Origin of the sequence: Bartonella grahamii subsp. shimonis (assembly GCF_036327415.1) — a bacterium.
Lineage (GTDB): Bacteria > Pseudomonadota > Alphaproteobacteria > Rhizobiales > Rhizobiaceae > Bartonella > Bartonella shimonis.
This window is the reverse complement of record NZ_CP123961.1, coordinates 1,067,855-1,080,583: the sequence shown is the minus strand read 5'-3', so window position 1 is coordinate 1,080,583 and position 12,729 is coordinate 1,067,855. Positions and strand designations below refer to the sequence as shown.

The window sequence follows — 12,729 nt, the reverse complement described above, 5'->3', positions numbered from 1 at the left end:
GCTGATAAAAATGGCAGATGATACATCCATAATGCATTTACCTGAAACAAAAGAAGGTAAAAAAATAAACCGTTCAAAGCAGGGGAAGATTTTATTATTAAGCTTAATAATATTCCTTACCTTCAGTATTTTTGGTGGGCTCTTGAATGGTGCAGCAAAGGTTTCTTTCGTTGATCTCCTCCATGTGATGCTTACACAAGATTTTTCGGTAAGTAGTAAAACGCGTGATTACCTTGTGCTTATCGACATAAGGCTTCCCCGTGTTATCTTGGGATTGTTGATTGGAGCAGCTTTAGCTGTCTCCGGTGTTCTTATGCAAGGGCTTTTCCGTAATCCTCTTGCAGATCCTGGAATTGTAGGTGTATCAGCAGGTGCTGGACTTGGAGCAGTCTTAGCAATTGTTGTCGGTATTGCTTTTCCTGTTTCATTTGCACCTTTTCTAGAGCCTTACAAAGTTATCATAGGTGCTTTTTTGGGTGGACTTTTATCAACGATTATTCTCTACATAATAGCAACGCATAATAGCTTTACCTCTATTGCAACCATGCTGCTTGCTGGTATTGCTCTTGGTGCATTAAGCAGTGCAGTTGTCGGAACATTGATTTTTATCGCAAATGACCAACAACTCCGTGATATCACTTTTTGGAGTCTTGGCTCTCTTGCGGGTGCTACATGGTTGAAAATATGGCTCGTTCTCCCTTTCATCGTTATTGGTCTTCTTTTCTCTCCCTTTTTATCACGAGCACTTAATGCCCTTGCTCTTGGAGAAGCTGTTGCTGGCCATATTGGATTCCATATTCAACGCGTTAAAAATATTGCTATTCCCCTTGTTGCTCTTATGTGTGGTAGTGCTGTTGCTGTCAGTGGTGGTATTGGTTTTATTGGTATTATTGTTCCTCATATTTTACGTCAGCTCATTGGTCCTGATCATCGCTATCTCATTCCTTGCTCTGCTCTCTTGGGAGCAGCATTACTTATTTTTGCTGATACGTTTGCACGCTTAATTGTTGCCCCCGCAGAATTGCCGATTGGAATTGTAACAGCACTTTTTGGTGCACCTTTCTTTCTATGGATCCTTATATGCAAACGAGGAACAGATTTTTCATGATTGAAGCGACAAATATTTGTGTTCAGCGCGGAAAGAAGCAGATTCTTAAACACATTAATCTTCAAGCTAAAAGTGGTGCTTTTACCATTATTATTGGTCCTAATGGATCTGGAAAAAGTACCTTTATCAAAGCTCTGAGTGGTGAAATTCCTTACAGTGGAAAAATAACCTTAAATGGTTATAATGTATGCCAAACAAAAACGCATGAAATGGCAAAAATGCGTGCTGTGCTACCACAATCAACAACGCTCGTATTTCCATTCTTAGTCCATGAAGTTGTAGGACTCGGCCTTTCTGTAAACCAATTTACCATTACTAAAACTGAATTGCAAAATCTTATCCAAAAAGCTTTAGAGTGCGTTGACCTTTCTGATTATGGCAATCTGTATTATCACCAATTATCAGGTGGAGAACAAGCTAGAGTACAACTTGCCCGTGTACTTTGCCAAATCTGGAAACCTGTTCATAACGGGATTCCTCGCTGGATGATATTAGATGAACCTATTGCTAGCCTCGATATTCAACATCAAATCATTGTTATGGATATTGCTAAACAATTTGCCCATTCTGGTGGCGGCGTTCTTGCTGTTCTTCATGACCTCAATCTCGCGGCACATTATGCAGATAACATGATCTTGCTCAAGGAGGGAGAGATTTATTGCCAAGGGAATGCAACTAACGTTTTGACAACACAAAATCTTCGCAACGTTTATCATTGTTCTTTAAACGTTTCTGAATTACCTAAAAAAGATATCCCTTTTATACTCCCTCAAACGGCATCCTCTATCAAATTAAATCTTTAGCTATCGGCTTCAATCTAAAAACTAAAATCCATAACAAAATAAAACACACAAATATCTAGGAATCTGTTTTATTTTTATATGAATTCCTTTTTGTCATCTGTCATTTTAAACAAGAATACCAAGCATCCTAAAGATATTTTTGGAAAAAACTACTAGTTCAAAATCTTTCAAGATTTTACGTAACTAAAAACATGTGAAATTTTGTTTTGCTATCACACTGTTAGATAGTACGAATTTATACAACATAAATATGCGTTTTCCCACTCTTTCTATCACTTTTATCTTTATAAAAATGATTCAAGAAATGCGTACAAATGTCTTTGTTATAATAATGGGGTGTATTACTTATATCTTCTAAGGACCATATAGAAATCAAGTCCCTTTCTCCCTTCCATAAAAGATTCATTTGTAGCTTTAATAGTAATATTTTCTTTATAACATATATACTTTAGCTTTTTGTATAAATAAATATTGATTTATAATGATATTTTTTTTTTTTCTCTAATTAAAAAATTGGTTATTGGCATATCACAAAGAATTAAACTATTGAATAAAAACTTCAAAATAAACTCAATAACGCTTCTTGTAAGTCCCCTAATGCAAAAACAATGCGGAATACAGGGATGAGGAGAGAGTATAGAAACAGTGTTTGTCTGCTGCTTCACAGGCGTAACTATGATTCCACTCAAGGAGTACTATCATTTACAGATAAAGCCACCACCATGGCAATGCAAAGAAATGAAATAGACAACAAGAGGAGAGATATCTTTATGAAATGAATTAACTCATACAGGGGTAAGCTATTTTTGCACAAAAAACGTTAAAAGTATTGTACTTTTTTATGCCTCAGGTTGAATAATTTTATCACCTTATCCCCTATCAAAACACCCTATGAAAAAATATATCTCCAGATCTCTTCATGGCACAGTTTAAATGATTTTACACATTTTCTCTATGTTATCATACAATTATAAAAAAAATCATGATTTTCTTTTTCTTATAATAAATTATATCCTTAACTCTTTCTTTCAATCATTTTAAAATTATTTCTTTGCCCCTCTTAAGTATCGTATTAACAATATAGATTTTCCTTCATAGACATAGAAGATAACGCGGAATTGCTCCGCGTTAACAAAATTATCAGGGTATATAGAATTATTATTACTCAAACATACTCATGATTTTATCGCATAGACAACGGTTGTATTAACAGGACGCGTTTCTACCTCACCCGTATGGGAAAGAGTTACCTTGTGTGTATGTGCGCCAGCAGAACCTGTTTTCCCTTTCAGGGTCGCATCATAAGTATAATGATTCGGTAGCCTCCCAATATCACCAGTTGGCCATCCAACTCCTTTATACTCAAAACTATGCGCATGCTCGCCTGCATTTTCAATGCTCCCAATATGCGTATGCGATTTTATGCTATCTTGTTGTTCATCTGCAAATTTTCTATCACCATCTAAACCCCGACCATTATCAAAGCCGCGTAAAAACATGCCTCTAAAATCAGGAACTTTAAAAGTTTTATCGCTGTCTTTTCCCCATTTATCACCTATTGCCTTGAATAACTGCGGATAATCCTCACGCTTATAGGCCTTACCATCACATAAAAGCCAACCATTTGGCACATTTTGCATAGCAAATGTTGCAATGAATCCAGCAGGAAAACTTTCTATCTTTGGTGGTGTAGGATTTAATAAATACCAACCCTCATGCTCTTTTATTAAAACACCATTATTGTATACCATTTCATAAATACCATCTGTTTGAAATTCTCCACCTTCTAATGGCATAACCCCCGCATCAGTGGCTTTATAGATAAGCTTTTCTCCTATATTATTAACAGTTATTGTTGTCGCACCAATATTTACACCACAAGCTTTAAAACGTATGACGATATCATTGTTGTATTTCTTTATAGGCGAAACTGTCTTTAAGGTAATTAATGTTGTTTTATTTTCCACATTTACTGTAAAGCTTGAATTAATAGAACCACCATTATCTGCAAGATATTCACGCACGCGCTGCATCATCGCCCGTGCACTATCATTAACAGAACTAGGCGGCTGACCTTCAGCCCAATTAATGATGCTATCTGAATAAGCATTTTCATCAGCCTTTAGAGACCAATCGTAAATATTAGACATTCTAAATCCCCCATTATTTTCATAGTTTTTCTAACAACTTCTCGTTCTGTGTACTAAAATGTGCTGCCGCTGTTGATTGGTATATCATAACCACTGCGCCATCCGTATTTACACATTTTACCTCTCTTCACTCCTTGCAATTTAATAACCTAAATTCACCGGATGCTTTTCATAACATTAGTATTAATGCTTTCTCTTCTAATGTGTAATGGAACCACCTCATCTGAGGTTACTTAATATCTTGTTTTGTTGCTTTGCTGTTATTATATAATTATTTTTCAAATTTTGCTTCTTGTTGCAAAATTTATAAATACTGTTTAAAATCTTTCTTATTATGGATTTTATATAACCATTATTGAATGTAATAATTTATCATACACATAGAAAGTTTCTGACTTAAACATTATCTTTTTTTATTTTTTTAATCGTTTAAATCTATCTCATCGATATTTTATATTTAAACAAAGAAACTCTATCTTTTGGCTATCATTTGTATTAAAATTTTAAAAGTTAGCTTCAAATTCTCTGCATGCTTCATTATGTTTTTATTCGCATGATTATGTTTTTATTCGCATGATTATGTTTTTATTCGCATGCAGATACTTTGTTCTATTTTATTCAATTTATTCCTGAAATTGTGTTACAAGATCAGCATCAATGTTTTTTAAACAAGCTTTTGTTCAATCTAAATGCACCATAGAGAATATATTCAATATGGTCATTTTTTCACACTTTCATTGAACTGGAAATGAAATACTAAAGAAATACCGCACACCTTCACCAAACTTGAAGGTTGTATCCGATCCGGAAAACATTAAAAAGAATGACCTAGCATCCTCCCCCAATCTTTATGAACAACATCCTTGTTTTTTTAACGCCCCGTAACTAACTTCTCCCCTCCTGCACTTAGCACATCTCTCTTTTTGTATATATTATTATATGTATATTTTTTTTGCAAGAACAATAAATCATTCTCAACAACATCTTGCAATTATTAGTGTTCTTCTTAATTCATGGCAATATCAAAAAGCACTTTCCAAACTGTTTTGCTAACTCATCTGCCTCATCAATCCAAACAAAAAATATGCTCCATCGATTTAACACTTGCTATACCCTTAACTATCAAAGAAAACGCCTTACAAAATCTTACTAAATAAGTAGCCAGACAATTGGACTATCCATGGCTTGTTTTTCCAAATAGAATACCCCCTCCACTCATTACCGACTTTATCTTCAGTGTTCTCTACACCTTTAACTTTTATCTTCCCTTCAAAATACGCATCATTTATTAGCTACACCCTTTACACGCCCTTTACCAGCTCTACATGGCGTTATTTTTTACTGTTTTCGAAGTTATCACTATATTTTCTAATGTCAGAAACATTTTCTTTAGGTAATAAAAAACTCAGAAATTCCAGACTTTTTAGATGTATAACGCCATACATAATCTTACCATACATGAATGAAATGTAATCTGTTCTAGTCTACAAAAGATATAATACGTATTGATATAATTATATTAATGAATCCACAAAATGAACACTCAAAAAGAAAGATGGAGATATGAGTTTTGGAGATCTTATAGTATGCAGTATATTAGGATTTTTGTTTATAATCTTTTCATTGGGGGAGGATGCTTAAAATTGTTACAGTGGAATGGAAAAAGAATATTTTAGGTTCTTTTCTATTCCTTGCAGCATTTACCTCATTATTTCGTATAATTGCATTACCTAAATATGATTTTTTAACAAGATCTAAAAGATAAGCTGTTTTTATATCCTTCCTAATGTGCATAACGAGTTTTATGATATTAATAGGACAATACAAAGCGATTATAGAATGCTATGATAGTACAGATAAAGAATTCACTAACGAATTTATCTATGAGTCTCATGTTAACACATTTGTATATCTCTGGGGTATACCAATCATCTTTTCCTGCATAGCTGCAGCTTTTATATGCCTACCAATTATAACATTGCTAATAATAGGAATTTAGTTACTCTTCCTCATAATTCCCTACTTATTCAAAAATTGGTTTTTGGCTTTGTTAATCATTATCATAATAATTCTTTGTTTGCGTTTGTTTTATTTATTACCTATTTTAGTGTTTAAAATTTTTTTGACGCAAATTTACTCAATTTTTCTCTTGTTGTATTATAACAATAAGAGCACTTCATTATAATTAGGAAGCTTTTTGTATATAATTAATGATTTCTTATCTGTAGTATTGTTGCACGATATCACATGACTCTTGAATAACTTTACCTTGAAAACAATGAGCTTTATGTCTCAGAAAATGAATTTTTACCTCGTCTTAAGATAAAACTCTGTGCTTTGCACGCATTTTTATTGCAAACTAATTAATGAATTTACGTAGTATTCTATGCTGAGATACATCCTTTTGCTTTCCTCTCTCTTCCAACTATTTAAAAATGTTGATGAATCTTCAAGATGAAAAACCTTTGTTCGTTTTCATCATCATTTTTTAATTCAGCTTTACGATTTTTAAAACATTCAAGGCAATATTATTTTTAATGATAAAGATTAGGTATTATTTCACGCTTTTGTTTATTGCATTCTTAATGGGAACATCCCCCCATGAAGAATAGAATACCCCAACCGTTCATTTTACGACAGCACACGTCAATGATACAATAGTAAGCCATTATAGATCATCATCTTTAAGCTTTTGAAGATACAAGCTGGAACCCATCATACATTTTGTTGTCCCCACGTTGCGACAGTCCTCGCATCTGAGAATGTTCATAAATGACATTTGGCTTTCTTTCTTCAAGTATCTTGCCCCATACGCCCCCACTTATGACGTGCAAGGAAGTGATTTTATATGAAAAGATGTATCATGAGAGAATCTTATGGTATTCTGGGTGGTTATTTTAATATGAAAAAAATCTCAATCAGAGCTATAAACTATCTACTTTTTCCTTGATAATCCGTTTTTAACTTTATTCTTGTTTATAAAAGCTTGTTTATAAAAGCTTCAATATCATAGTTTATTACTTCATAATATTTATTTTCACTCTTAAAAAACACACCAAAATCGTTTAAAATATATTTTTATGATTGACAATATAGATATTTAAGCCAACCATATTCATATTAACAAAAATACTTTAAGTGGGAGGAGGCATGCAAATATGAGAATAGATATTGTATCAATTTTTCAAAATAAATTTTCTTGAGCTTTATTAGATTTTCTTTGCTATAAAGCAATACTACTCCTATTCATCCGAATGCTCGTAATTGATAATTTGAATACATCCCCATTAACATCGCAACCTATTTTTGAACTCTGTGTCTATAAGGAAAAAGTTTGTGCAGAAAAATACTCCATCAATCAATTGTAGCCCTTTTCCCGCTTCACGCAAAATTTATCAACAGAGCCTTCTCTTTTCTGATGTACGTGTACCATTGCGTGAAATTTCACTGACTGATGGCAGTGGTAAAAAACCTTTAAACGTTTACGACACTTCTGGCCCCTACACAGATAAAGATATGATCATTGACATTACAAAAGGCTTACCAGCAATTAGCTTGCCTTGGCTCTCTAAGCGAGATAATACTGAAACTTATCCTGCACGATCAGTGAAACCTGAAGATAATGGTTTTGCTTCTGATAAAAACCTTACACCAACCTTTAAACAAAAACGCCCCATTTTACGAGCAAAAAATGGCAAAGCAATTACACAAATGGCTTATGCGCGCGCAGGCATTATTACAGCGGAAATGGAATATGTGGCTATACGAGAAAATGAAGGATTAGTAGTAAAAGAACGGCAGAATATATCATCAGATGAAACATTTGCTGGATCAATACCAGAAATTTATACTGCCGAATTTGTTCGCAATGAAATTGCTTGTGGACGCGCCATTATTCCACAAAACATTAATCATCCAGAGTGCGAACCCATGATTATTGGACGTAATTTTCGTGTTAAAATTAATGCCAATATTGGCAATTCAGCAGTAACTTCATCTATGGAAGAAGAAGTTGATAAAATGGTTTGGGCTATTCGCTGGGGAGCAGATACAGTTATGGATCTCTCAACAGGTCGAAATATTCATAATATTCGTGAGTGGATTATTCGAAATGCCCCTGTTCCCATCGGGACTGTTCCACTTTATCAAGCACTCGAAAAAGTACAGGGTATTGCCGAAAACTTAACATGGGATATTTTCCGTGATACCCTTATTGAGCAGGCAGAACAAGGTGTTGATTATTTTACCATTCATGCGGGATTAAGATTACCTTTTATCCCTTTGACCATTGATCGGGTAACAGGTATTGTTTCACGAGGTGGTTCTATTATGGCAAAATGGTGCTTGCATCATCACAAAGAAAGTTTTCTCTATGAACATTTTGATGAAATTTGTGATATTGCACGCACGTATGACATCTCTCTTTCCTTGGGGGATGGATTGCGCCCTGGCTCTATTGCCGACGCCAATGATGAAGCCCAATTTGCAGAGCTTAAAACCTTGGGTGAATTGACAAAAATTGCTTGGGAAAAAGATGTACAGGTTATGATTGAAGGTCCTGGGCATGTCCCAATGCACAAAATTAAAGAAAATATGGAGCAACAATTAGATCTTTGTCATGAGGCGCCTTTTTATACTTTGGGACCTCTTACAACCGATATTGCTCCTGGTTATGACCATATTACATCAGCAATTGGTGCCGCTATGATTGGATGGTTTGGAACAGCTATGTTGTGTTATGTAACACCTAAAGAACACCTAGGACTCCCCGATAGGAATGACGTAAAAACTGGTGTAATCACTTATAAAATTGCGGCTCATGCTGCTGACCTTGCCAAAGGTTTGCCTAGAGCACAATTGCGCGATAATGCTCTTTCGCGTGCACGATTTGATTTTAGATGGCATGATCAATTCAACCTTTCTCTTGATCCAGAAACAGCCTGTGCCTTTCATGATGAAACAATGCCTAAAAAAGCCCATAAATTGGTCCATTTTTGTTCCATGTGTGGACCAAAATTCTGTTCTATGCGTATTTCCCATGATATTCGTGAAGCAGCAGCAATAAGAAAAACAAAAGGGGAAGGTATGGTCGCCATGGCCGAAAAATATCAGAAAAATGGTGACCTTTATATAGATGCCATTCCTATTCAAAAAGAGCAAGTAAACAGTTGAAGAAGATTCTTATCAAAGGTGCAGGTGTAGGCGGCTTAACAGTTGCCTTTATGTTACAGCAAAAAGATGTTTCTGTTACTATATCGGCTCCCCCTTATTCTCCTATAGGAAGTGCTAGTTGGTATGCAGGGGGAATGCTCGCACCTTACTGTGAAAGAGAAAATGCAGAACAGATTGTTGAAGATCTTGGTATACAGGCTATACAGTGGTGGCGTAAAACGCTCCCCAACCTTGTCGTACAAAAAGGCACTTTAGTGGTTGCACCTACACGAGATAGAGGAGAGCTTGAACGATTTTCTGTGCGCACGCACAATCACAAAACCATAGATAATACAGAAATAGCTCATCTTGAACCAGATCTTGCAGAATGTTTTAACTGTGCGCTCTTTTATGAAAATGAAGCCCATCTTGATCCTCGCAAAGCGCTCATGGCTTTAAAAGAAAAGCTTCTCAACAATGGAGCGTGTTTTGTTGATGTAAAGACAGCTGAAACAAATTTTGATATTGTTATTGATGCGACAGGAATAGCACGTTTAGGAAAAGACAAAAATATACGGGGTGTACGCGGCGAAATGCTTCTCGTGCGCTGCACCGATATTAAAATTTCGCGTCCAATTCGTCTGCTTCATCCACGGTTTCCTCTCTACATTGTACCTCGACAAGATAATATTTTTATGATTGGCGCAACAATGATAGAAAGTGACTTTGATGGTGCGATCTCTGTGAGATCAATGATGGAACTGCTCAACGCGGCTTATACTTTACATCCTGCTTTTGCTGAAGCAGAAATTATTGAATCTGGCGTTGGTGTTCGTCCATGTTATCCTAATAACTTCCCTTCTGTGCATAAAGATGGTAACTGTATTTTTATTAATGGGTTTTATAGACATGGTTTTCTTTTGTCTCCAGAAATGGCAAAACGAGCAATGAAATTGGCATTGGAATAAAGCATGCAAATATTTGTTAATGGTGAAACAGTCCAAACAGAAGTTATGACTCTCGGTCTCTTGCTTGAAGAATTGGGGTATGAGGGAAATTGGCTTGCAACCGCTGTTAACGCTGAAGTTGTTCCCATAGATGCACGAAGCCAATTTACCTTGCATGAAGGAGATAAAATTGAAATTTTAAGCCCAATGCAAGGAGGCTAAAATTATGCTGAATCTTTATGGACGACAGTTCTCTTCCCGTCTTCTATTAGGTACAGCACAATATCCTTCACCAGCAATCCTTCGTGATGCTATTCATAAATCGAATACGGAAATTGTGACTGTTTCCTTGCGCCGTGAAACTGCAGGTGGAAAACAAGGTGGACAATTTTGGCAATTTCTTCAAGAACTTGGGGTAACAGTGCTTCCTAATACTGCTGGTTGTTATACTGTTAAAGAGGCCGTAACCACAGCGCAATTAGCAAGAGATCTCTTTAAAACAGCTTGGATTAAACTCGAAGTTATAGGAAACCCAGACACCTTACAGCCAAATATTTTTTCCTTAATCGAAGCAGCGCAAATCTTAAACAATGAAGGTTTCAAAATTTTTGCTTACACAACGGATGATCTCATTGTCGCTGAAAAACTTTTCGACATTGGTTGCCGTGTTATTATGCCTTGGTGTGCTCCTATTGGTTCTGCCAAAGGACCTCATAATACTGATGGATTGCGTTCTATCCGTGCTTACCTTCCTGATGCTACTCTTGTTATTGATGCCGGCATTGGACGCCCATCACATGCCACCATTGCGATGGAACTCGGTTATGATGCAGTACTTCTTAATACTGCAGTTGCTAAAGCAGGTGATCCTGTCTTAATGGCTGAAGCATTTTCTAAAGCTGTTCAAGCAGGACGTATAGGGTATAAAGCTGGCATGATCGAAGCACGCAATGTAGCAGTCCCTTCAACGCCTGTCATTGGAAAAGCAGTATTTTCATGAAACTGGATCCATTTTACCTCATCGTTGATAACGCTGATTGGATTGAACGTTTGCTTCCTCTTGGAGTTAAACTCGTACAATTGCGTATGAAACATGAAAATCAACAAGTAATCCGTCAACATATCAAGCGCGCAAAAAACATATGCAATAAATTGGGAGCACAATTAATTATTAATGATCATTGGGAAATAGCAATTGATGAAAAGTGCAATTTTATTCATCTGGGACAAGAAGACTTAAGCAATGCTGATCTTCACGCAATTCATAAAAGGGGTATAAAAGTTGGCCTTAGTACACATGATGAACATGAATTGGATATCGCGCTCTCTGTTAATCCTGAGTATATTGCACTTGGTCCTATTTATCCGACAATCTTAAAAAAAATGAAATGGATGCCGCAAGGACTAGAAAAAATCAAACAATGGAGAAAGCGGATTGGTACTTTACCTTTGGTGGGTATTGGTGGTTTAACACCAGAACGCGCAGTTGGTGTTTTAAAAGCAGGAGCAAATAGTGCTGCTGTCGTAACTGATATTATCCTTCATAAAAAACCTGAAGAGCGTGTACAGCAGTGGATAAAAGTGACACAAACATGGCGTTGATACCTTCCATTCTTATTGTTGCGGGCACTGATCCAACGGGAGGTGCCGGTATTGTTCGTGATATAGAAACCGCTGTATATTTTCAAATAAAAGCAAATTTAGCAATTACTTGTGTTAACGTACAAGATGATAATCGCGTTGTCGAAATCATTCCAATGCGCGGAGACCTCGTCGCTGCGCAAATGCGTTCCGCCCTAGAAGAAAATCCTATAAGGGCAATAAAAATCGGTATGACGGGGACAAAAGAAATTATAGCAGCAATCAGTAACGTACTCGAAGATTATCCCCATGTCCCAGTTATTTTAGACCCCGTACTTGTTGCTTCATCAGGAGGAAAACTAACAACAGAAACAATCATTGACACTATGATCGATAAACTGCTTCCTCATGTTGATCTTTTAACACCGAATAGAGAAGAACTTGCTCTTCTTAGCCAAAGTCCATTGGCATCTCAGGATAAGCAAGCAATACAACAAGCAAAAAAACTTTTGTCATTGGGAGCTCGCTCTATTTTAGTAAAAGGGGGACACGCAGAGGGTCCTCTTGCAATTGATAGCTTCATTGACAAAACTGAAGTCATAAATATTTCCGCGCCACGCTTAACAGGAACAATGCGAGGAACAGGTTGCACCCTTTCCAGCGCTATTGCTGCGCATTTAGCATTAAATGAACCTCTCATTTCAGCTATAAAAAAAGCAAAAGCATATATCCACACATTGCTTTTAACCCATTGTAAAAACAATTTGTAAAGTCTTAGTATTTTCTCATATAAAAGTAATATTTATATATTTCATTCATATATTTAATATTTTTAATAAAAATTATTAAATATAGAATATAATGACTAAAAATGTTATCATACCACTTGCATTCAGTAGGGAATGCTTTTATTATAAAAAGCTTAGTCTGTTTAAAAAGTTAAAATAGCGTAATTTAAACAAATTGTACATTTAAAGATGTATATAATC

The 12,729-nt window shown here is 35.8% G+C and carries 9 protein-coding genes; 8 read left to right on the top strand and 1 reads right to left on the bottom strand.

Annotated features, from left to right (window positions below):
• The first annotated feature begins 10 nt into the window (after positions 1–10).
• Both QHG57_RS04735 and QHG57_RS04730 read left to right on the top strand, forming a co-directional pair.
• The gene (locus QHG57_RS04735; protein ID WP_330169568.1) at positions 11–1,108 is read left to right on the top strand and encodes a FecCD family ABC transporter permease; all 1,098 of its coding nucleotides are present in this window, start codon (positions 11–13) and stop codon (positions 1,106–1,108) included.
• Positions 1,105–1,911, top strand: a complete 807-nt coding sequence (locus tag QHG57_RS04730) for a heme ABC transporter ATP-binding protein (protein ID WP_330169567.1) — start codon at positions 1,105–1,107, stop codon at positions 1,909–1,911. The genes QHG57_RS04735 and QHG57_RS04730 overlap by 4 nt, the downstream gene beginning before the upstream one ends.
• 1,175 nt (positions 1,912–3,086) lie before the next feature.
• Here the strand turns inward: QHG57_RS04730 and bgtC are convergent.
• Positions 3,087–4,061, bottom strand: a complete 975-nt coding sequence (gene bgtC, locus QHG57_RS04725) for a gene transfer agent tail collar protein BgtC (RefSeq protein WP_330167339.1) — start codon at positions 4,059–4,061, stop codon at positions 3,087–3,089.
• 3,336 nt (positions 4,062–7,397) lie between these two features.
• On the opposite strand from bgtC, the gene thiC reads away from it, so the two are divergent.
• Genes thiC through QHG57_RS04695 form a run of 6 tightly spaced genes read left to right on the top strand, consistent with a single transcriptional unit; the run spans position 7,398 to position 12,510 of the window.
• Positions 7,398–9,233 carry a phosphomethylpyrimidine synthase ThiC gene (thiC, locus tag QHG57_RS04720; RefSeq protein ID WP_330167338.1) on the top strand — a complete coding sequence of 612 codons (1,836 nt, stop codon included), beginning with the start codon at positions 7,398–7,400 and terminating at the stop codon, positions 9,231–9,233.
• On the top strand, positions 9,230–10,180 hold the full coding sequence (locus QHG57_RS04715; protein WP_330167337.1) for an FAD-dependent oxidoreductase: 951 nt from the start codon (positions 9,230–9,232) through the stop codon (positions 10,178–10,180). The genes thiC and QHG57_RS04715 overlap by 4 nt, the downstream gene beginning before the upstream one ends.
• Before the next feature lie 3 nt (positions 10,181–10,183).
• Positions 10,184–10,381 (top strand): sulfur carrier protein ThiS, encoded by a 198-nt coding sequence (gene thiS / locus QHG57_RS04710; protein ID WP_330167336.1) that lies wholly within the window; start codon positions 10,184–10,186, stop codon positions 10,379–10,381.
• A 4-nt stretch (positions 10,382–10,385) separates the two neighbouring features.
• Positions 10,386–11,159: a thiazole synthase gene (locus QHG57_RS04705; protein ID WP_330167335.1), complete on the top strand. Its 774-nt coding sequence runs from the start codon at positions 10,386–10,388 to the stop codon at positions 11,157–11,159.
• A complete protein-coding gene (locus QHG57_RS04700) occupies positions 11,156–11,761 on the top strand; it encodes a thiamine phosphate synthase (protein WP_330169566.1) in 606 nt (201 codons plus the stop codon). Before QHG57_RS04705 ends, QHG57_RS04700 begins: the two co-directional genes overlap by 4 nt.
• The gene (locus tag QHG57_RS04695; protein WP_330169576.1) at positions 11,752–12,510 is read left to right on the top strand and encodes a hydroxymethylpyrimidine/phosphomethylpyrimidine kinase; all 759 of its coding nucleotides are present in this window, start codon (positions 11,752–11,754) and stop codon (positions 12,508–12,510) included. The genes QHG57_RS04700 and QHG57_RS04695 overlap by 10 nt, the downstream gene beginning before the upstream one ends.
• The last annotated feature ends 219 nt before the right edge of the window (positions 12,511–12,729 follow it).